Here is a 21,781-nt window from a genome sequence, read left to right as displayed (position 1 = left end):
TCTGAATCAAATATTGATCTAGCTCAAATAAAGCTAAAGCTGACTCTTTGCTTCGCAAGCAGCAAGGGCTGTAATTGATCCGTATCAATATCCTCTGTGTATCTTGTTTTAGTATGTGCTTATACAAGATCAAAACAGAAATACCTATCAACTGTGAGAGGAACTAGCCATGTATTTTGATGATGCTGTAATTGCCGGAGTTGCTATTGTTGTTGCTACAACTGTAATCACCTTGTACATAGGCCGTTTTATGTACAATCACGTAAAAGATGACATTAAGAAGAGCGGTAAGTAGATCGATCTGAGTAAACAGTTTTGCCTTCGGGCAATACCACCGGCTAGGCTGAGTTGTATAGTCGGTGGGCTTTATTGCTTTTCATGCTATGGCTTTAGGTGGCCATTCCCTTGGCGGCCCTTTGGCTGTTCTTTCAATGACCTTAAATAGTGATCTGGTACGCTGGTAAGTCTTTGATTTACCGTGTAACTTAGCGTTTCTTTTCTGCATCATTTCATTTCGGTGAATAAAAGGAACAGCCGATGATCAAAGATCGCTTATCCCCAAAATATATTGTTATCGCAATTGTCGTACTGGCATTGCTGTTATTGCTCCGAAAATCTGTTTTTTATGCTGAGCCGGGTTACATCTATCATGTACGTACGGTAACTGGTGATGAGCAGGTTGTCACTGATGTGGGCTATCACTTGTTTATCCTTGGGCGCTGGAATGCCTGGAAGCGTGCTATGACTGTACAGGCGACTGCCGCAACCATGGGCGATCAGGTGAACGCTGAGAAAGAAAGCAGCGAAACCAGTGCAAGCTTACCGCCGCTTAGCATCATGTTTTTAGATCAAGTAGACGCCCATGCGCAGGCAACCGTGCGATATTCCATCCCCTCAGATGAAGAGGCCTTTTTGAACCTTGCCCATGAGTACCGTTCACCAGAAAACCTATTGCGAACAGCCTTAATACCAGCTTTCAAAGAAACTTTGCAAGCCAATGCTTCCTTAATGAGTGCCGAAGAATACTATTCCGGTGGTCGTACTGAGTTTAACTCTGAATTTGAGCAGCAGATGGCTCAGGGTATTTATCTAGTGCGCCGTGAAGAAGTTTCAGTTGAGTCACAGCGCAAAGTTTCGGGGTCAGCGAATGCTGCTCTAGGTACCCAGCAGCAAGAATATGGGGACGAGTCAAAAACAATTTTTGTTGTTAATAAAGTTCTTGGAGAAGATGGTCAAGCTCGTCGTAAAAAGCAACGCTTTACCGAGTTTGGAATCTCTGTGGTTGATGCTCGCGTCACGGATATCAAGCCAAACAATAAATTTGTTGAGCGCATGCGCTTGAAGCAGAAAGCGTCGGCTGATCGTGCGATTGCACGCGAGCAGAGGATTCAGGAAGAAGAGCAGCGTTTGCTGGCCATTGCCAAAGGTGAGCGTGAGGTTGCAGAGCGCCAAGCCAGTGCCAAGGTAGAACAGATTCAAAAAACGACAGAGGCGGAAACCGAAAAGCAACTTGCAATTACACAGGCCACCAAGCTAAGAGAGGAGGCCACCATCGCTGCAGAAACCGCCAAGATCAATCTTGAGAAGGCTCGAGTAGAAGCGGAGACCCAGAAAACCTTGGCAGATGCAGAGGCTTACCAGAAAAAGGTGATCTTGCAGGCAGATAATGCGCTAGCGCAAAAGCTGCAGGCTGAAATAGAAATTCAAAAACTGTGGGCGGATGCATTTGCACGCCGTAAGGTTCCAACCAATGTTTTCGGCTCTGGATCCGCGCCAACTGGCAGTGATTCTGAGACTCGCGCCTTTATGCAAATGCTTACTTTGGATGCCGCTAAACGTTTAAACTATCAGCGTGAAGTCGATAGCAAAAAGTAATTGATGCTTAAAGACTAAAATAGGGCGGTACAGCTGTTTTTAGCTTGCCGCCGTTTTCTTTTGCGTATCATTTTATTAGGTCGCCATAGTTTGGCTCTGGCGCTTTGTCATTTGGGCAATAGCTTAAGTACTAGATACTTATTTCACTTGCTGAATGTTGTTGCTTGTTGCTAATGAATTCCATTAGCTCAGCCTCTTTGAGAGGCTTGCTGAAGTAAAAGCCCTGGTATTGTTCGCAGCTGTGACGCTGTAAAAACCGTAGTTGTTCCTCGTTCTCCACCCCTTCGGCAACAACGCTTAGCTTCAAGTGGCGCGACATGGCTAAGATAGTTTCTACAATCGCGTCGTCATCAGGGTCTTGGCCTATATCGGATACGAATGAACGGTCGATTTTTAGTTCGTTAATGCTCAGGTGCTTTAAGTAGGCGAGTGAGGAGTAACCTGTTCCAAAATCATCAATTGAAATTTGGAAGCCATGTGATTTCAATCGGCGTAATTTTTCCTCAGTGGATTTGGCGTCTTGCATCAATACGCTTTCGGTTATTTCTAGAGTGACATCGCAGGGTTTTACCTGATGATGTGTGCAGGTATGCAAAAGCTGCCTAACAATATTGCTTTGGTTGATTTGCAAAGGGCTAACGTTGATAGACATCGTAAACTTACTGAGGTGCTGTTGTTGAATTTCGGCTAATGTTGCAATAGCCATTTCGAAAACCCAGTTGCCAAGTTCTGTTATAAGCCCGGTTTCTTCAGCGATAGGAATGAACTCGACAGGAGAGACCCAATCGCCTTCTGGTAATTGCCAGCGGCATAAAGACTCAGCGCCAATAATATCTCCTTGTTGACCGATTTTGGGCTGAAAGCGCAATTCAAAGGCGTTTCGCTTTATGGCTTCGCGCATTTTGCTTTCCAAACGTAATCGTTGATCGATACTGCGCTGCATTTCTAATTCGAAGAAGCAAATAGAGTTTTTACCTAGGCTCTTGGCCTGGTACATAGCCGTGTCGGCGTGTTTTAAAATATCCGCAACGGCGGTCTCATTAGAGTTAAATAAGGTTACCCCTATGCTCGGAGTGAGGTGAAACTCATGGGATTGATGGTTTATTGGCGGTGAAAAGGTGCGTCGTATTTTTTCGGCAATCTTCTGGGTGTTGATAGTTGCCATACGCTTATTGGCGAAATTGGCGGGTATCAACATAACAAACTCATCGCCACCAAATCTTGCAATCGTATCTTGGCTGCGAGCGCTGGCATTTAAGCGCTTGGCGACTTCAATAAGAACGGCATCGCCTACGGCGTGGCCAAGCGAGTCATTGATATACTTAAAGTTATCTAGATCCATAAACAGAACGGCACCGTAGCATTGGTTGCGATCGGCAAAAGCCACTGCTTGGTGGAGTCGGTCCATAAATAAGTTACGATTGGGCAAGCTGGTAAGGGAATCGTAGTAAGCCTGGCTAGAAATTTTTAGCTCAGCTTCTTTTTTCTCGGTGATATCCCGAATTGTTAAATGCGCTAGGCGTCGATGATCTTCAGAGGGTATTTTGCTGAGCGTGATATCGGCGAAGAACTCGCGGCCTTCAAAATCTTTACAGCGCCACTCATGCTTCAAGGGTTGCCCATAGATGCTCGAGCCTAGGGTGCGGATAAATTGGCTTCGAAAGCCATTATTTTTATCGGTGTCTTCAGCCAGCAGATCGTAAAGGTCGACCTCTTTGATTTGGTTGTGACTTTCTAGCTTTATAAGTTCGACAGCAGCGGTATTGCAAAGGCTTGGATTTCCATCTTCTAGCAAAATCATCGCATCGGAAGAATGGTCAAAGAGGGTCCGGTATTGTCTTTCGCTTACCATTAGCGCTTGCTGCATGCTATGCCGAGTCTTTAGGTCATCTCGAAGCTTTTCATTCAGTCGTCTTAACTCTGTAGTTCGTTCAGTAATGCGGTACTCTAAGCCTTGTTTTGCCTCTATTAGCTGGGACTCGGTTTTTTTGTGGTCTTCCACTTCGTTGGCTAATGATGCGTAGGTAGAGTTTAGGTCTCTTTCAACGGCGCGTAGGTAACGAATAACAACATAACTTAGTAGGGTGAATGAAAATAATGCCAGCCCTATGAAAATGGCTAGTTTTCTTTTGTGAGCGGCCATCATTTCAGTGATGTCGATAGCTGCCATGTGGATCATGGCCAATCGTTGTTTGCTGTCAAAAACTTTTCTTAGGCTGCCCTGGTACTCGCGGCCTTGGTAGTGGAAGCGGATCTGTTTTATATTTGCTAACCAACCTTGTTCTTCTTGCAGTTCAATCAGGGATAGCTCTTTGAAATCGTTATGAATAACGGCAAAGTCGCCCTTGTTGAGATCGCTAAAATCAATACTGGCATCAGTGTCGCCTATGATAGGGCGAGTTTTAGAAGCGGCAATTAAAGAAAATATATTGTACTGTCTGGCGAGGCCCAGCATCTTCTCGGAGGCTGGTTTGGCGACCTCGAGATAACCATGTACCGTGCCATCAACCTTTATCTCATCCAATACGCACAGCAGCATTTCGCCTCTTGTTGAAAGCTCTATATGCCACTCCGACGGTGCTCCAGGTAGGTTTAACAGTTGTAAGCTGTGGCGGTCGAGTTGCAAGCCTTGTTGGTTTTGTAAGCCTTGTAATTTGGTATCTTTACCGTAAAAGGCTAAGTGGTGGACTTTTTTTGTGCTGTTGAGAGCGGGAAAGGTCTCGGCTAACTGATGTCTAATTAGCTTTGGGTCTTTGTTGATAAAGGCAGCTTTTTGTTCTTGGGTAATCTGAAATAGGTCGTCTGCATCTTGTGCTACTGACTCCCAGAAGGCCAGATTGTAGTCACGTAGGCGATCTTGTATCAGTTGGCGCATAAAGCCTTGTTGATGATCAATCATGCCCCAGACACCGCCAGCGATAAGGAGTATAAATGCTGTCGCTACTATGATTTGGATATTATTTTTTTGAGTCGTCCAGTTCTTCATACCGCTTTACCAAGACTAAAACCTGCTAGCCGATCTACTACAAAAGCATTAGGCAAATCTAATTATAGGTGCATAGACAATTAATACACAAAAAAAACTAGGTATTTATAGCCTTAAATGCGAAATGCGATGAAAAGTAACAGAATGCGCAGGGGGGTAGCAGTATTTATTATGGTCTATCGTGTTCACAATAAGCGATTTAGTAATATCCATTACTAGGCCAAGATGGCCCTTGTATAGCGAAGAAAGCCTAAAGCGCCACTAAGGCATGGGCTTTAGGCTTTCAAGTCGTCGTTACAGCGAAACTTCTGTAATTTCTACCGCCGCTATTTTCTTGCCTTCATCATGTTTAGCTTGGAATTCAGCAATTTGATCAAAGTTTAAATAGCGATAAATTTCGTCAGCCATCGAGTCGATATTTTTAGCGTACTCCATATACTCCGCGGGGGTGGGCAGTTTACCCATGATGGATCCTACAGCGGCAAGCTCAGCGGAGGTTAGGTAAACATTCGCGCCATCGCCTAGGCGATTAGGGAAGTTACGGGTAGAGGTCGATAACACAGTGCTGTTAGCGGCAACGCGAGCTTGGTTACCCATACATAAGGAGCAGCCAGGCATTTCCATACGCGCGCCAGCGCGACCAAAAATGTTGTAATAGCCTTCTTCCATGAGCTGGTGCTCGTCCATTTTTGTGGGCGGCGCTAACCATAGGCGTGTTGAGATACCGCCTTTATGCTGCTCTAGCAGCTTGCCGGCTGCACGGAAGTGACCAATATTGGTCATACATGAGCCGATAAAGACCTCATTAACCTCATCACCGGCGACTTCGGACAGAAGCTTGGCATCGTCTGGGTCGTTTGGACAGCAAACGATCGGCTCATTAACGTCCGCCAGGTCAATTTCGATGATGGCTGCATATTCGGCATCAGGATCTGCTTTCATTAGGCTTGGTTTTTCTAGCCATTGCTCCATTTTTCGGGCGCGACGCTCTAAAGTGCGAGGGTCGCCATAGCCGTCGGCAATCATGGATCGAAGTAGGGTGATGTTGGAATTCAGGTACTCTTTAACAGAGTCCTCTTCTAGCTCGATGGTGCAACCAGCTGCGGAACGCTCTGCCGATGCATCAGACAGCTCGAAAGCTTGCTCTACCGTTAAGCCTGTCAGACCTTCGATTTCTAGAATGCGGCCAGAAAAGATGTTTTTCTTGCCTTTCTTTTCTACGGTTAATAGGCCCTCTTTGATGGCGTAATAGGGGATCGCGTGCACGAGGTCTCGCAGAGTAATGCCCGGCTGCATTTCACCTTTGAAGCGCACTAATACAGATTCGGGCATATCGAGCGGCATAACACCGGTTGCCGCTGCGAAGGCCACTAAACCTGAGCCCGCTGGAAATGAGATACCCATTGGAAAGCGAGTATGAGAATCGCCACCGGTACCAACGGTGTCGGGAAGCAACATGCGGTTTAGCCAAGAATGAATGACCCCGTCCCCTGGGCGCAGTGAAACGCCACCGCGGGTCATAATAAAATCTGGCAAGGTGTGCTGAGTACTAATATCAACAGGCTTAGGATAAGCCGCCGTGTGGCAGAAGGACTGCATTGTTAAATCGGCAGAGAATCCCAAGCAGGCCAAGTCTTTCAGCTCGTCTCGAGTCATGGGGCCAGTAGTATCCTGTGATCCGACAGTGGTCATCTTTGGCTCGCAATAGGTGCCAGGTCGAACGCCTTGGTCTTCGGGCAGTCCACAAGCGCGGCCGACCATTTTTTGACCAAGAGAGAAGCCTGCATTAGTTTCTTCTGGGGTTTCTGGCTGGCGGAAGATGTCGGAAACCGGCAGGCCAAGTGATTCTCGCGCCTTGCTGGTCAAACCACGTCCAATGATCAAGGGGATGCGCCCACCCGCTTGAACCTCATCAAGGATAACATCGGATTTAAACTCGAACTCTGATAGTTCCTCACCAGACTCAGATAGAATCTTGCCGTCATAGGGGCGTATTTCAATCACATCGCCCATTTTCAAATTGTCTACTGGGGCTTCAAATACCAATGCGCCGGCATCTTCCATTGTGTTAAAGAAGATAGGGGCGACTTTACCGCCGATGCAAACACCGCCACCGCGTTTATTGGGAACCCCAGGCATATCATCGCCAAAGAACCACAAAACAGAGTTAGTGGCCGATTTACGGGAGGAGCCAGTGCCGACAACGTCCCCTACGAAGGCTACTGGTAAGCCTTTGGCTTTAATGGATTCGATTTGGTCCATGGGGCCGGTGACGCCATGCTCTTCTGGCTTTAGACCGTCGCGAGTCATTTTATAGGCCGAACGTGCGTGTAGAGGAATATCAGGCCGGCTCCAAGCATCGGGCGCGGGGGATAGATCATCGGTATTGGTCTCACCGGTAACCTTAAACACGGCCATCTTGATACTTTCGGGCACTTTGTCCTGTTCGGTGAACCATTCGCCATCAGCCCATGACTGCATTACCGATTTGGCAACCTCATTACCCGCTTTAGCTTTCTCTTCCACATCGTGGAAGGCGTCAAACATCAGCAGGGTGCCTTTTAATTGCTCGCCTGCCAATACGGCAAGATTGGCGTCCTCTAGCAGCTCCACTAAGGTAGAGATGTTGTAGCCACCCAGCATCATACCTAAGAGCTCTACAGCTTTAGCGGCACTGATCAGTGGACTTACAGCCTCGCCTTTGGCCACTGCAGATAAGAACCCAGCTTTTACGTAGGCGGCTTCATCAACTCCCGGCGGAACACGGTTAGTTATTAGGTCTACTAATGCACTTTCTTCGCCCGCAGGTGGGTTTTTCAATAATTCCACCAAACCCGCTGTTTGTTCCGGGGTTAAAGGCTTGGGTGGTACACCTTGGGCGGCACGTTCTTCAACATGTTTACGATAAGCTTCAAGCACGGTTGTTATCCTCAATTCCGGGTGGACTGTCGCTTTTACGATCTATGGGTAGCTTGCTTTGATTGATCAAGTGTTTGCTTGATTGTGGCCGATTTTCTTTACAGTAAGGCTGCCACCTTATTAGGCAGCCGAAACAAGTAAAAGGCTAATCGTCCGAATCGAGCGGCTAAACTTAAGCTAGCACGCTTGAGCGGCTAATGAAAGCTGCCTGATATTTGACCATTGGCATACAGCTAATGGACTCTTCGCAACGCTAAGTCGCTGAAAACTTAGGATAAAAAATCTGTTAGCAAAGAATAAGTGTGCAAAAAATGGCAAGGATGGGCAATTAGCGTTTGGTCGAGCCCGCTATTGTCGTATAGCGGGTTGTTGTTTGCGCGGCCCGTAATGCGCTTGATGTACATGGGTGTACTTAGCTGAAGCCAGTAATGGCTTTAATCATCACATTGCTAGGGCGAAGGAAGCTTTCAAAAAAGATTCTTAACAGCCTCGAGTAACTACAATCTCGTCGGTATCGAGGTTTTCCAGCTGAAAATCTATAAAGCTCTTCAAATCGGCAATTCCACGTTGCTTGGCCATAGATTGCAGCAGCACACCCAATAAGGCTTGGCTTAGGGCATCGGCCGAAGAGTTGGCGCTGTTGTCTGCTTCTGTTAAGGCATTTTCGATTAAAGTTTGTGCCGTATTGTATTCACCGCTCATGCTGGCTCCGTAATTCGATCAATTAGTACCCAAGGGAATGGTCAAGCTATGATAGGGTATGTCGCTTGTGTATCGCCATGATTTTGAACAAATTTTGCCTCATCCTTGTAATGCCCACAAGATGGCCAAATGTGCTTTAAAATAGGCTGATTCGATAGGGCCGCCGTTATAGGGGGCTTTATTTTTAAGCCGCGCTCGGATAAGGTGCGCGCTTTTTATTTGCGGAGAAAACAGTTAATGCTAAAGCGTGTTCGTACCCCCTGTATTGGTGTTTGCTCAGCGAGCCTAGGGGATGACGTGTGCCGGGGCTGCAAGCGCTTTAGCCATGAAGTTATCGACTGGAATGCCTACAGTGAAGAGCAACGCCGTACTATTGCCCAGCGCTTAGAAAGCTTCTTGCAGCAGGTTGTTGCCAATAAAGTCACTGTCAAAGACCCTGAGAAGTTACAGCTTCAGATAAAACATCAAAATATACGCATAGATGATCAGCAGGATCCTCATTGCTGGGTATTTAACTTGCTAAAAGCAGGGGCCTCACAAGTAGAACCCGAGGAATTTGGTTTGCAATTACAAGTCGCTTGGAAGGACAAGTCCCTGCTTGAAATCAAGGACGCGATTGATCAAGACTATTATGCTTTATCCTGTGCTTACTACGATCGCTATATTGCTCCGGGCAAAGTGGATGACGAGTAATGTGGGCTAATTAACACTAGAAAAAGTATCAGCTATCTGAATCAAATATTTAAACGCCGCGCTAATTCGCCGGTATTCGTCCTAAAGGAACTTAGAAAATTACATGGTTGACCTCAGTGAAATTCACAGCTTTTTATGGTGTGAGACCCCAGATACCTGGATAGAGCAGGCTTTGCAACAGCAAGATCTTATGCTGATTGATCATGCTAATTGTGAAAAAAAGGCCGCCGGTACGGCGATGAACTTAATGTACCGCTATGTCGATGACTTTGAATTGCTCAACAAGATGTCTCGTTTAGCGCGTGAAGAGCTGCGTCATTTTGAGCAGGTGATAGCAATCATGGAATCACGTGGCATTGCTTACCCGCAGATTCAGGCTTCGCGTTATGCCGCAGAGCTTCGCAAGCCCATTCGTACTCATGAGCCAGGACGCTTGATTGATACCTTAATTGTGGGGGCCATCATCGAGGCACGATCCTGTGAGCGCTTTAATAAGCTGGCACCATTCCTTGATGAGGAGCTTAAAAAGTTCTATTTTTCCCTTTTAAAGTCTGAGGCGCGCCACTATCAAGATTACTTAGGCTTGGCGAAAAAAGCGGCGGCTGGCGAGCCTATTGACGAACGAGTGGATATTTTTCTAGCGCTTGACAAAGAGCTCGTTGAGAGTGGGGATTCTGAGTTTCGTTTTCATAGTGGGCCGCTAACAGGTGAGTAAGGGCGCTGCAAATAGTACTGTCGCAATCTTTCTGAGTTGCTATAACGGCGCTGAGTTTCTAAACGCCCAACTCGATTCTTTGTTGGCTCAAGATCATCAGGATTTCTGTGTGTATTGCAGGGATGACGGCTCTAGCGACGGTACTCGCGATATTATTCAAGACTATATTTCCAGATACCCTACGCAGTTTTTGTGGCTACAAGGTGAAGAGCGAAACTTAAAGCCTTGTGGGAGTTTTGCATCTTTAATGCAGGATTTTCTTAAATCTGATCGAACAGCTGATTACTTTATGTTTTGCGACCAGGATGATGTGTGGTTGCCAAATAAGATCTCTATGTCTATTGAAGCGATAAAAACATTGGCTCCAGAGTCAGGAGATTATCCAGTTTTAGTTCATTCCGAGCTCGAAGTGGTAGATGACAAGCTAGGCCTTATTTCTAAAAGTTTGAGCGAATATCAGGGTTTGCTACCTGGTCATAATTTATTCGGCAGGTCATTAATCAATAGTTCTGTTACCGGTTGTACGATGCTTTTCAATAAGCCTTTGTTAGAAAAGTCTTTGCCGATTCCAGAAAGGGCAATAATGCACGACTGGTGGTTAGCTTTGATAGCTCAGTCCTTTGGTAAGATAGTGTTTATTAGGCAGCCACTAATGAAGTATCGTCAACATGGAGCAAATACGCTTGGCGCCAAGCACAAGGCTGGCCTAAGTCCCAATTTGGGTATCCTTAAAAAGATGTATATTTTGCTTTTTACAAGCCATGACCTGGGCTATGTTTGTGATCAATCTAAAGCTTTTATGAGTCAGCATGGGAACTCGTTGAGCTTTTACCAGCGCTCTGTATTACGATTTTCGCTTTTGCTTAGCGTACGTGCGGGTTTAATTCAGAAGCTTATTTATCGTATTGTTCGAAAGCTCTAGCCTTTAATTACATGGGGCAGGTAGCGTGATAAATCTTGAGTGATAAGCTCGCTATCTTCTCTGATAGATATCCCCGCTGCTTGATTACCTACTATCCAAGAGCCAATAAGGGTGTAGCTATCGCCAAATCTAGGTAGCGCTTGATACTCTTGGTAAATAAATCCTTCTTCGCCATACGGGCCATAGGAAGCTGCAATCTCTTCCCCGTCTTTGATTATGCTGATATTGGCACCTTCGCGAGAAAAGATAGGCTTTTTAACGTAGCTTGTGAGCTTTTCAGAGGCTTCTTTTTCAGAAAAATAAGCGGGCAGTAAATGTGGGTGGCCAGGGAACATTTGCCACAATACCGGAAGGATGGCCTTGTTAGACAGAATCGCTTTCCAGGGGGGCTCAAACCATTGGCATTGATCCAGGAGCAATTTCGAACCTAGCTCTTCGCGCAACATAAATTCCCAAGGGTAGAGTTTAAACATAGCATTGAAACTAAGCCCCTCTGGATCACAAAATTGTTGCTGCTCATTAGTCGCGATATCTTCGACATAGCAAAAGCGATCTTCAATGCCGGCTTCCTTCGCGCAATCTTGTAAGTACTGTACGGTTGCTCGGTCTTCTTCGGTATCTAAGCAGCTGCTAAAGGCCATCTCATTGATGTTGTAGTGCTGCTTAAAAAAGCGAAAGCGTTCAATAAGCTTATCTTGTAGGGAGTTAAATTGATCGCTATTGTCGGTAAGGGAGCCCTTATTGATCAGTTGCTCTAACCATAGCCATTGCCAAAATCCGCTTTCATAAAGACTGGTTGGTGTATCGGCATTGTTTTCCAGCAGCTTGGCTTGGCTCTTACCGTCATAGCAAAGGTCAAAGCGAGAATAGAGGCTGGGGTCTTTACGATCCCAAGATAGCTTTATCCAATCCCAGTATTGCTCGGGTATTTGAAATTCTTTTAGCCAGGATTCTCGTTGCAATACTTCATCTACGGCCTCTAGGCAAAGCGTTTGTAGTTGCTCACTGGGATCCTCAAGATCGTTTTCGATTTGCTCTAGGGTAAATTCATAATAAGCGGATTCGTCCCAGTAAGGCTCGCCATACATAGTGTGGAAGTGAAAGCCATAATCCTCGGCGAGCGCTTTCCAGTTTTGCCTTTCTGGAATTGAAATCCTACGCATTAGCCACCTCTGGAAAAGCTGCCGCCAGAGCGCGCTTTGCTCGCCGCAAGCTTGCCAAAGCCGCCGCGACCAAAAACGCGTTGGGAGCTGCTACCTTTATTAAACGCGCTGCTGGAAATATTCTGCGGGCCGAATTGCTGTCGCCCCAAAATAGAACCTTGAGAGTTGACCCACTTTTTATATAGAGGGGAGCCGCGTTTCCTAGAGCTAAAAAAGGGCGCACTGCGTCGATAGTCGTCATCGTGCATTGCGAAGCCTGCCATATAGGGCATAAACCAAACACGGCTATCAAGCTCACGTTCGCGACAGGTGTCTTGGCCGAAATCGAATTCGCAATCGCTTTCTTTGGTGTAGCGTGGCCCGTATCGATCGGCGTCTTGTAGAGCTTGCTGGTAACTGTAGCGGCACTCCTCACTTCGCAATGGGTAACGACTTTCGCAATCACCTAGCGTTGAAAATACCTCTACATCTTCTCCACAACCACTTAAACTGCCGCCCGCTGCGATAATCGCAAGCGAAGGCGCAAGTTTCGCTCGGTAATGCCAAGCCTTTCGCATACGGGATAAATCGACATTTTTGCTTCGTTTCATCGTTATCTCCAATGGGTATTTAATAACTCATGCAGGCGGCATTGATTAAGCCAACGGCGATAGACATTGAGGCCAAAATAATACCGGCGGAGATTTCGTCGTTCTCAATACGCTCTACTAATTTCGGCATCAAAACAAAACGAACAAGAGCAAAGGCAATAAGCTGGGCGACAAGCGCAATAATTGCCCAGATAGCATAGTCCAGAATAGACACAGAGTTGCTAGCAGCGCCGGCTAAAGCTATGGCAAAGCCAATGAGTGCACCGCCCAATCCTAAAGCCGCACTGGTATTGCGTTGCTCTTTGAGCAACTGCCACTCATCGTGAGGGGTAATTAAGGTGTACAGAATTTTAAAGACTAAAAAAAGGCCAATAGAGAAGCCAAAATACACTAAAAAGCTGCTAAAACCATTTAGTGATTCAATTATTGCATCCATTTATCTTTCCACCTAAAAATGATGTTCTGTTGGGAATTTAAAGTTACGAGGCCTTACTGACTTTTTTGCGCCGCTTGCCAATCAATATTTTCGATTCGCTCGTCAGCGATATAAAACAGTCGATCGCCGCTATCGATTTCTTCGCTCAAGCAAGGGTTAATATTTAGTCTCTGATCATCGCCGTGCTTAATGCCGATAAGTGTCGCTTCATATTCGGCTTTTAGGTAAGGGAAGATGTGGGCTACAGAGCTGCTATTGCTGTGATTATAGATGATCGAGTATTGGGTCATGCCTTGGTCGACATCCAAAAGCTCATGATGAAGTGCGCTGGAGCCCGGGTCCATGGTCGATTTAGCAATCATTTCAATGGCAACCGAAGGCATGCACTCAACATTCGGACAATGTTTTTTTAGCAGCTGCCCCAGTTTTTCTTGATTAAAGTAGGCGATCGTATGGGCATCGGGGTTCCGACCTGTGCAGTATAAAGCCGCCGTCATGGTGGCGTCATCGTCGCTATTGTCAATAATAATACTGGCCGCTTGAGCAACAGAGGCACGGTCCATTTCCTCATCTTTGCTATGGCTGTTGACCTTTACAAAGCCTATATGTTCGGGCATCGGGTTTTCAATATCAGCTTTGACGCAGAGTATAACTCGACGCTTGTCAGCCTGATGTTCCATCTCCCGTAGTAGCAGTTTAATTAATTCCAGTGTACGGTTTTCATTCCAACCGACGACTAAAATATGGCCACTACAATCTATAGGCTTTAAACCTTGCACAGACTTTCTCCATTGATAGGACATAAATGCAGCAACTCGACCAATCGCTAGACCAAATAAGCCTAGCCCCAGAGGGATAACATAGAAGGCCGTAATCAATTTGCCGTTTGCGCTAGTGGGCGAAAGATCGCCATAGCCCACTGTTGAAGCGGTAACCAATAGCCAATAGAAAAAACTATCAGCCGCTAAGAGTTGGGTTTCGTCCGCCGCGTAGAGCAATATCCAAACACTGCCAATATAGCAAGCGATGATGAGCAACATACTGCGCCAACCCAAATCCATAAAGTGCTTTAGGATGATTCGACGTAGGCGACTTAATAGCAGCATGGTGAATTTGCGATCTCTGTTGATAAAGGCTCAAGTATAACATGAGCCTTAGACGGTAGAAGTCGCTAAAAAGTGGCAATCGACTGCTGCGTAATTGCCTTAAGATTGAGAAATCATTGATCGAATCGCGTGATGGTCATAGCAAGTGATTTCATGCTGGTTGGACCAGGGGTCTTCGAAATAGAGTGACCAGGATAAATGGTGATCGCTACAACTTTTAAGCGCTGCAATTGAGCTAAGATATTCGCGCCACAAAAGGAAATTTTTAGCGTCACAGCCAAAGGCGATATGGCGCGATTGAATAGCGTTATCGCGTTTAAACAGTGCTAGATGTATTTCACCATTTAGCAGTGTTAGGGGGCCTGCTGGGTCTTCAGCCCAACTTTGATAACGTGTGTCGATCTCAAAACCTAGATGCTGGCAATACCAATCGCAGGCTTTATCCCTGTCGTTGGTGAATATATGTACATGGTCGATGCAACTTAATTGAGCCTGCATGGCTGCGCTCCTTGGTTAAACCATTCTTAGCTTAGAGTCCTAAGTGGCCTTCCTTGATCCAAAATTCACAATCTTCCAAAAACGTCCACTGTACCGGGCTTCCAGCTGGCAGACGAAGCCAATCGCCGTTAAGTAGCGTACGTTCGCCGTGTTGTAGCGAGCCTTTCAGCAGTAAAATTTCCACACCATAGCTGTAAATAGCTTGGTGGCTACTGCCAGCTAAGTAGCGCTGGATATAAACGGCCTCACGTTTATGCTCGTGCAAGCACAAACTACTGTGCGCCGGGCTATGCTGATGGTAGAGCTTATTATTGCCGCTATCGATCCGAGTACTAAGTTGATCGCTTTCTTGAAATTGATGAAGTTTTACAAAAAGGGTGCAACCACTATCGCTGTACGGTTGGTGGATAGAGCCCGCGGCATTTCGAATATAGCTACCAGCAGGGTAGTGGCCATGCTCATCGCTGAATATCCCTTCGAGCACCAATATCTCTTCACCACCAGGGTGTGAGTGGGAGCTGAAACTACAGCCAGCTTCATAACAGACAATGCTGGTGGCATGCCCATGTTCTGAAAAGCGTCTTGCTAAGGGCTTGCGAAGTACGCCCAAAGCGGGGCTGCTTTGCCAAGCCAAATCGCTAGTACTGACATAAGCCTGCCGTTTGGCATTGGTGTTTAGATTAACCGGCCTGCTTAAGCTTTGATTGGCATTTAGCTCAGTACTGTCGCTACTGTGTAAAACGTCTTTCGTCCAGTGTTTGCTTTTAACGGCTTGGTTCATGGGGCGTCCTTTCATCAATGGCACAGTAATGGGCAGTGCCTATTTCAATTTGAATATCTACTTAGTCTTTTACAAGTTGTAACGGCTGCCCGTCGACCGGATAGGCGATACAGGGCAAAATTTCATTGTCGGCTAGGGGATATTCAGGGGCGCTTTGATATTGAACCTCACCACCTTTTAATCGACAGCGACAACTGCCGCAGCGTCCGCTGCGACAAGAAAAATCAATTTCTAGTCCGTGTTGTAAAAAGCTATCTAATAAACTACCGTCTTTGGGAAACCAGTTGAGCTCATGGCGCAGGCGGTCAGCTAGCTCAATTTCGACGAGCTTGTTCTCGGGCAATTGAAGAGGATTTGTCTGGTTTTTCCGTATTAACTGGGAAGGGCCAAAGGTTTCCCCATGTATATGTTCATCACTAAAACCTAAATCCATTAAATGCTCATAGGTCTCTTGCATAAATGCATTCGGGCCGCACAAATAGGCCTCTAGATCTAAATCGTTCTTTGGAGTGATGTGCTTGATCCAACTTTTAAGTAAATTGCTGTAAAAATTTCTACTCGGCCGGCCCGTTAAAATATTCTCTGTAGCGGAAATGGCAGCAACTTGGGTAAAATGCCAGCTGATGCTTAATCGACCTTGGCTGTAATGTGCCATATCATTGAGTAAATCAAAAAAGCTAGCTTCTTCACGGTTCTTGGCGATCGCAACGATATGGCATGGGCGGGCGTAACGGTGACGTATGGCGTCTTTAATAAGACGTTCGGCCATAGCAACTATTGGGGTTATTCCAATTCCTGCAGCGATGAGTAGGGCAGGCTTTTTTGATTGGCTGTCAAAAGTGAAATTACCTCTAGCCTGTTGTACCCATATAGTGTCCCCAGTCTTCAACGCTTGGTGTATTTGGGTGGACAGCTCGCCATCGCGTTTTACAGTAATCCGCAAATCGCCATCGGCGCTTGCGCCAGACACGCTATAGCTTCGAACGCTTTTATTTTTACTGTCAGGTTTTTGCAGTGACACATTGATATGTTGCCCAGCGATGAAGCTATCTACCTCACCATGTAGATAAAGTGACTTGGCAATTTGGGATTCCATTTCAGAAGCGCTAATCACCATAGGGAACCATTTGTTGGTTCTTTTCGAGTTTGCTAAGCGCTGCTTGGCGGTTTCCCAGTCGCCGCTTAATAAACTGTTTGGAGAATATTCAGCAATATGGTTTAAGCCAGCTAAACGTTTCGGTAGCAATCGTGCTTTGCTGAGTTTGAACCTCCAAAAGCGCTCGGCATTGTCAAAATGTGCTAGTAACTCATGATGCCATACTATTTCGGCTTCTCCAGTTAGCTGCAATAGATGACCATCTTCGAAATCAAGAAATAAGAGACCTGCACTAGGGTTATTTAAAAAGTTACCCAAGGTATTAAAATGAAAATTGCCGGGGAAATCTGGGATTAACAGACTTTGGTTATGTTCAACATAAACAAAACCTGGTTTTCCACCACGATGCGAAATATCCGCGCCATCACTGGCCTCGCCTTTTTCTGTTCCGCTGTTGCTTGCAACAAAGAAGGTGTCTGAGCGATTGATAATAGACAGCATTTCGGGGCTGAACTTTTCGGTTTCAATCTTAGTTTTACCAGAGCCGATTTTCAGCTGAGAAAAGTCTCGCGTTTGAATGTACTGCGGACAATTACCAAAGCTCTGCCTGACTTCAAGTTCAAGCAGTTTGCCATCACTATAAGCTACGCTAGCACTCAACCTATTTCTACGGCGATTGGATAAGTCGATACCCAGAACCCCAATCGCTTGTCCAGGCTCCAAATCATTAAAGAAAAAGTCGGAATAAACCTGCCCACCACGAATATGCAAACGGGTATCCGATGGGCTTTCGATAAAGCCGGCCTCTTGCCACAAAATTGAAGCCCACATTTGCCCATCTTTGTCTTGATGAGCACAGAATAGGTAGGGCAGTTGTTGGTAGAATTCGCGATGCTGATCTGGCATGAAGGGTCTAACCACACGTTGAGCGAAAGCCGCCATCTGATCTTTTACGCCTAGGCGTTCTTGTATGCTTAATTCACCACTATGAAAAATTGCCTCTGACATTCCTTGCTCTCCAAAAAAAGCGGACGCCGCCCAGCTGCTATCACGGGCATTGTCCGCAAAGGGCTCATGGATTCTGATCGCTAAGCGGCCAAGCCAATTGGGGTTGATGTCATGGCGACAAAATTATCCAACGCTTCGATACGCTTCAGCCACGCTTGTACATTGGGGTAATCGGCAAGGTTGACATTGCCTTCGGGGGCATGGGCGATATAGGCGTAGTTAGCAATGTCGGCAAGACTAATCTCTTCGCCTACTAGCCAGTTTTTGCCATTTAGGTCTGCCTCAAATCGAGCCAGGATAGCGTGTGCGGTAGCAATGGCTTTGTCGGCATCCAGCGCTGCCGAAAAGACAGTGATTAATCGCGCTGTTGCTGGCCCGCTGGCGATTGGCCCTGCAGCGGCGCTTAGATAACGCTGTACTTCGGCGGCTGCTACGGGGTCATGGGGGTAGTAACTGTGGTTTTTGTCATAAGTCGCCGCTAAATAAACTAAGATAGCGTTTGAATCATGCAAAATAAGATCACCGTCTTCCAAAACAGGCACCTGTCCGGCTGGGTTCTTCGCTAGAAACTCAGGCGATTTGTGCTCACCTTTTAAAAGATCGACATCGATAATTTCGGCATCTATATTGAGCAGTGATAAAAACAACTCCACTCGATGTGAATGACCAGATAAAGGATGACGATATAATTTAATGGTAGACATGCTAAAGTCCTCTTTACTTAAGGGGTTAGTTGACGCTCAAAGGCCTGAATGGGAACATCATTAATACTTGCGATGCGGCGACTCATTAAGCCATCATCATTGAATTCCCAAAGTTCATTCCCGTAAGAGCGGTACCACTGTTGATCTTCATCGTGCCATTCGTATTGAAACGTAACGGCAATTCGATTTTCGGTGAAACTCCAAAGCTCTTTTTTGAGTTTGTAGTCTTGTTCCTTTTGCCATTTTTGGCTTAAAAATTGTTGTATGGCTTCACGACCACTAAAAAAGGCATCTCGATTTCGCCATTGGCTGTCTTCGCTATAGGCCATGGAAACTGCGACTGGATCTTTGCTATTCCAGGCGTCTTCAGCGGCTTGGACTTTTGCTTTTGCTGTTTCTAATGAAAACGGCGGTAATGGTGGTCGCGGCTGCGTCATATTGTTCTCCTTAAAAAATCAAGCGTATTGCGGCTTAAATAATTCCCTGCTATCTGCGCTAATTTTATGATCTTGCGACGTGCTTACGGCGCCGGTAATCAGTGCAGATTCGTTAAAACTCAATAGCAATTGACCATTGCTTCGATACCATTGACCGCTGCTGCAATGTTGCCATTCAGAGACAATTTGTAAGCTCAAGCGCTCTTCAGAGTAATTCCAAATGGTGCTGTGCCAGCGGTAGTGCAACAGTCTTTGATTACGCTTGCTCAGTAACTCGGCAATCTCATCTTTGTTTTTGCAAATTTCCCCCTGGTGCTGCCAGCTGGCATCGTCTGTGCCTAAATCCAGTAGCGCCTGTAATGCACCTTCGTTAAGGAGGTCGCAAATAAGCTGCCGGTTGAATTCAGCGCTGGTTTTATCTAACGGGGGTGGCATTAATCGTTTTTCGTTTTTCATTTCACTAACAAGTTTTCGTTACTCGGTATCCTTGACAACAGCAGGGCAAGGCTTTTAGTGTTGCAGTTCTCACACAAGCAATACCAAATTCTCCTCGCTAAACCCGCTAAGTGGTTTATTGCGATAAGCGTGCCAACTTAATAAAACCTTTAAAAACAACAGCTTAGTGAAAACTTCTGTGTCTCAGAAAACTGGGAGACACAGATATTTGATAGTTTTGTGTTGTTAAACTTAAGGATATTGGGAGCTTATTTACGGGAATTAACTGGGAAAAACTAAGTGGATAGCTATATGGAAAGCTATATGGAAAGCAGTACTCAACAAGATTTTGATGGCCCTGTGTTGTTGGAAAGCCCTTTTTACAGTGCGGTTTGTGATGCAGAGGGTAATTGGTTAAAGCAGAGTCGGCTTTGGCAGGAATCAATTATGCAGCCGAATCTAGCAGGTTTCTTAGGCGCCATTGAACTTCTTAGTGAAGGTTCTGTGGAGGCCTTAGTGGATGATGTGTTGCAAGACTCTGCGGTAGTAAGTGTAGAGGTGCGCGTAACGGCCGATGCTGAAGATGTCCGGGTACTCATGCTCTGGCAAGAACCTTGGGGTGAGAATGATTTAGCGTTGAATATTGTCTTAATGGACAAAGATGCAAGCTGTCTAAATGATGAGTTGGATCTTCTACGACAGCGTTATGAATTGATTTTATCAGCAGCCGGCGAGGGAATATATGGTTTGGATCTTAATGGCTGTACGACCTTTGCAAATGAGGCGGCTGTCGATATTTTAGGTTGGCACCCGGATGATATTCTTGGTACGCCCTTGCATGATATTCATCATCATTCTTATCCGGATGGTAGTCCATATCCTCGCGAATGTTGCCCGATATATGCGGCATTTAAAGATGGTGAAGTGCACCGTGTTGATGATGAGGTTTTTTGGCGGGCCGATGGTAGTTCGATTCCAGTCGAATATATTAGCACCCCCATAGTCCACAATGGGGAAATTAAAGGTGCTGTGGTTATTTTCAAAGATATCTCGGGCCGCAAAAAACTAGAAGACGAAAAAGAGCTGCAACTTCAAGAGATCAAAAAACTAAAAGAAGAGCTGGAGCTAGAACGAGACTATTTGCGTGACGAAATACATGCCGGGGCGAGCTTTGGCAATATAGTGGGGCAAAGCCCTGCCTTGAATAGAACTCTGGCGCAAATAGAGGCCGTGGCGGTAACGCCAAGTAGCGTACTCATTCTAGGTGAGTCGGGTGTCGGTAAGGAAATGATTGCGCGGGCTATTCATACTCAAAGCCCGCGAAAAGATGAGCCTTTGGTAAAAGTAAATTGTGCCTCAATACCCAAGGATCTGTTTGAAAGTGAATTTTTTGGTCACGTTAAGGGTGCCTTTACCGGCGCCCATAAAGATCGTGTTGGTCGAATGCAGCTTGCTAATGGCGGCACGCTATTTTTAGATGAAGTGGGTGAAATACCCCTTGATTTGCAGGGTAAACTGCTTCGTGCGCTACAGGAGCAGGAGTTTGAACGTGTCGGTGATGATGCAACTCATGCCGTTGATGTTCGCATAGTCGCGGCGACAAATCGAGACCTCGAAAAAGAAGTCGCGGCAGGTCGTTTCAGAGAAGATTTGTATTATCGATTGAGTGTTTTCCCTATTTCAGTACCGCCATTACGAGAACGCCCCCAAGATATTCCTTTGTTAGCACAGCATTTCCTAGAAGAGCAGTGCCAACAGCTGGGTCGGGAGGCAATGCAAATTAGTAAGGCTCAGGCTCAGGCTCTAAGTGCACTGAGCTGGCCAGGCAATATTCGAGAACTTAAGAATGTTATTGAAAGAGCGATTATTTTAAGTCGAGGTTCTCGCTTGAGGTTGGATTTAGCGATGCCGGACCTGGTTCAGAATGTGGAAGAGGTCATTCATGAAGCGAGTGCGCCCGAGGCCGAAGTTTTAGATGAAGAAGCATTTAGAGCTTTAGAGCGCGCCAATATCATCAAGGCTTTAGAAAAGTGTGATTGGAAGGTGTCGGGCGCGAAAGGAGCGGCCGCGCTATTGGGTATTAAGCCATCGACCTTGAGCTATCGTATGAATAACTTCTCCATTGAAAGGCCGCGTTAAGACATAGGTGGCCTAACGATAATTGTTAGGCCACTTTTTAAAATTCTACACAAATACAGGCTTTAGCTTTGAAGCCAAAATGCATAGGGGTGTGAGGATTTAAGCAGGCAAAGATTCTTATTATCTTAATGTGGTATGGGTAATAGATTTGCCACGTTAATTAAAATGCTTCCTAATCTGAACAAACAATAGCTAATCAGTAGTTCAGCAAAAACTTACCTTAGAGCTTGATTAATTCAGTGAGTAACAGCGCTTTTCTTAAGCTCTAGCTTTTTCCATAACTTAAGAAAAGCTGACGCTTACCCAGAGTAATTTGTCTCACGGGCTTAAAAAACACCGGGCAGCAAAATATGTGTGAGGTAAATCTCTCTCCACAAATCTTCAACTCGATAATTGTTTGAGTCGCGCCAGTAATTACTCATTAGCATTAATGCGCTTAAGGCCAGCAGGCTAAGTTCATTGCGATAGTCCTGCCATTGGCACAAGGCTTGTTCTACTAGGCGTCTTACAAAAGATCTCATGGCTTTCTCCCTGAATACTCGCGTCAGCCCTTCAACTCCAACGCGGCTTAGTCTC

General features: G+C 45.9%; 20 protein-coding genes. 6 read left to right on the top strand and 14 right to left on the bottom strand.

Annotation, left to right across the window (positions count from 1 at the left end):
- Positions 1–169: 169 nt before the first annotated feature.
- Positions 170–295: a hypothetical protein gene (locus tag Q1A41_RS06020; RefSeq protein ID WP_299975872.1), complete on the top strand. Its 126-nt coding sequence runs from the start codon at positions 170–172 to the stop codon at positions 293–295.
- A gap of 242 nt (positions 296–537) precedes the next feature.
- Entirely contained in the window at positions 538–1,875 is a 1,338-nt protein-coding gene (locus Q1A41_RS06015) for an SPFH domain-containing protein (protein WP_299975870.1), read from the top strand.
- Between the two features lie 130 nt (positions 1,876–2,005).
- On the opposite strand, the gene Q1A41_RS06010 is transcribed toward Q1A41_RS06015, so the two are convergent.
- The 3 genes from Q1A41_RS06010 to Q1A41_RS06000 all read right to left on the bottom strand — a co-directional run bounded on the left by Q1A41_RS06010 (position 2,006) and on the right by Q1A41_RS06000 (position 8,482).
- Positions 2,006–4,861 carry an EAL domain-containing protein gene (locus tag Q1A41_RS06010; protein ID WP_299975869.1) on the bottom strand — a complete coding sequence of 952 codons (2,856 nt, stop codon included), beginning with the start codon at positions 4,859–4,861 and terminating at the stop codon, positions 2,006–2,008.
- Between the two features lie 294 nt (positions 4,862–5,155).
- Positions 5,156–7,780, bottom strand: coding sequence for a bifunctional aconitate hydratase 2/2-methylisocitrate dehydratase (gene acnB / locus Q1A41_RS06005; RefSeq protein ID WP_299975868.1), 2,625 nt, complete (start codon positions 7,778–7,780; stop codon positions 5,156–5,158).
- A gap of 480 nt (positions 7,781–8,260) precedes the next feature.
- Positions 8,261–8,482 carry a hypothetical protein gene (locus Q1A41_RS06000; protein WP_299975866.1) on the bottom strand — a complete coding sequence of 74 codons (222 nt, stop codon included), beginning with the start codon at positions 8,480–8,482 and terminating at the stop codon, positions 8,261–8,263.
- Between the two features lie 237 nt (positions 8,483–8,719).
- Here Q1A41_RS06000 and Q1A41_RS05995 point away from each other — a divergent pair, with 237 nt between their 5' ends.
- The 3 genes from Q1A41_RS05995 to Q1A41_RS05985 all read left to right on the top strand — a co-directional run bounded on the left by Q1A41_RS05995 (position 8,720) and on the right by Q1A41_RS05985 (position 10,812).
- Complete coding sequence (locus tag Q1A41_RS05995; RefSeq protein WP_299975864.1) at positions 8,720–9,175, top strand: DUF1289 domain-containing protein; 456 nt, start codon at positions 8,720–8,722, stop codon at positions 9,173–9,175.
- A 103-nt stretch (positions 9,176–9,278) separates the two neighbouring features.
- Entirely contained in the window at positions 9,279–9,890 is a 612-nt protein-coding gene (gene miaE / locus Q1A41_RS05990) for a tRNA isopentenyl-2-thiomethyl-A-37 hydroxylase MiaE (protein ID WP_299975861.1), read from the top strand.
- Entirely contained in the window at positions 9,883–10,812 is a 930-nt protein-coding gene (locus Q1A41_RS05985) for a glycosyltransferase family 2 protein (protein WP_299975859.1), read from the top strand. The genes miaE and Q1A41_RS05985 overlap by 8 nt, the downstream gene beginning before the upstream one ends.
- Here Q1A41_RS05985 and Q1A41_RS05980 read toward each other — a convergent pair.
- The 10 genes from Q1A41_RS05980 to Q1A41_RS05935 form a co-directional block, all read right to left on the bottom strand.
- A complete protein-coding gene (locus tag Q1A41_RS05980) occupies positions 10,809–11,975 on the bottom strand; it encodes a glutathionylspermidine synthase family protein (RefSeq protein WP_299975857.1) in 1,167 nt (388 codons plus the stop codon). The two genes, Q1A41_RS05985 and Q1A41_RS05980, sit on opposite strands and share 4 nt — an antisense overlap.
- A complete protein-coding gene (locus tag Q1A41_RS05975) occupies positions 11,975–12,565 on the bottom strand; it encodes a DUF1190 domain-containing protein (protein WP_299975855.1) in 591 nt (196 codons plus the stop codon). The genes Q1A41_RS05980 and Q1A41_RS05975 overlap by 1 nt, the downstream gene beginning before the upstream one ends.
- 19 nt (positions 12,566–12,584) lie before the next feature.
- Positions 12,585–13,001, bottom strand: coding sequence for a DUF350 domain-containing protein (locus Q1A41_RS05970; RefSeq protein ID WP_299769338.1), 417 nt, complete (start codon positions 12,999–13,001; stop codon positions 12,585–12,587).
- Between the two features lie 53 nt (positions 13,002–13,054).
- Positions 13,055–14,107 carry a potassium channel family protein gene (locus Q1A41_RS05965; protein WP_299975853.1) on the bottom strand — a complete coding sequence of 351 codons (1,053 nt, stop codon included), beginning with the start codon at positions 14,105–14,107 and terminating at the stop codon, positions 13,055–13,057.
- A 99-nt stretch (positions 14,108–14,206) separates the two neighbouring features.
- Complete coding sequence (locus Q1A41_RS05960) at positions 14,207–14,605, bottom strand: VOC family protein (protein WP_299975851.1); 399 nt, start codon at positions 14,603–14,605, stop codon at positions 14,207–14,209.
- 31 nt (positions 14,606–14,636) lie between these two features.
- Entirely contained in the window at positions 14,637–15,386 is a 750-nt protein-coding gene (locus tag Q1A41_RS05955; RefSeq protein WP_299975849.1) for a cupin domain-containing protein, read from the bottom strand.
- A 61-nt stretch (positions 15,387–15,447) separates the two neighbouring features.
- On the bottom strand, positions 15,448–17,490 hold the full coding sequence (locus Q1A41_RS05950; RefSeq protein WP_299975847.1) for a pyridoxamine 5'-phosphate oxidase family protein: 2,043 nt from the start codon (positions 17,488–17,490) through the stop codon (positions 15,448–15,450).
- Positions 17,491–17,570: 80 nt separating this feature from the next.
- Positions 17,571–18,194, bottom strand: coding sequence for a glutathione S-transferase (locus Q1A41_RS05945; RefSeq protein WP_299975844.1), 624 nt, complete (start codon positions 18,192–18,194; stop codon positions 17,571–17,573).
- A 17-nt stretch (positions 18,195–18,211) separates the two neighbouring features.
- Positions 18,212–18,631 (bottom strand): nuclear transport factor 2 family protein, encoded by a 420-nt coding sequence (locus Q1A41_RS05940; protein ID WP_299975841.1) that lies wholly within the window; start codon positions 18,629–18,631, stop codon positions 18,212–18,214.
- A gap of 18 nt (positions 18,632–18,649) precedes the next feature.
- Positions 18,650–19,087, bottom strand: coding sequence for a DUF1348 family protein (locus tag Q1A41_RS05935; RefSeq protein ID WP_299975840.1), 438 nt, complete (start codon positions 19,085–19,087; stop codon positions 18,650–18,652).
- A gap of 303 nt (positions 19,088–19,390) precedes the next feature.
- On the opposite strand from Q1A41_RS05935, the gene Q1A41_RS05930 reads away from it, so the two are divergent.
- Entirely contained in the window at positions 19,391–21,205 is a 1,815-nt protein-coding gene (locus Q1A41_RS05930; protein ID WP_299975838.1) for a sigma 54-interacting transcriptional regulator, read from the top strand.
- 326 nt (positions 21,206–21,531) lie between these two features.
- Here Q1A41_RS05930 and Q1A41_RS05925 read toward each other — a convergent pair whose 3' ends face one another.
- Positions 21,532–21,726 carry a hypothetical protein gene (locus Q1A41_RS05925; protein WP_299975836.1) on the bottom strand — a complete coding sequence of 65 codons (195 nt, stop codon included), beginning with the start codon at positions 21,724–21,726 and terminating at the stop codon, positions 21,532–21,534.
- Positions 21,727–21,781: the final 55 nt, after the last annotated feature.

Source organism: uncultured Pseudoteredinibacter sp., assembly GCF_947502065.1.
GTDB lineage: Bacteria > Pseudomonadota > Gammaproteobacteria > Pseudomonadales > Cellvibrionaceae > Pseudoteredinibacter.
This window is presented reverse-complemented; position numbering and strand designations above follow the sequence as displayed.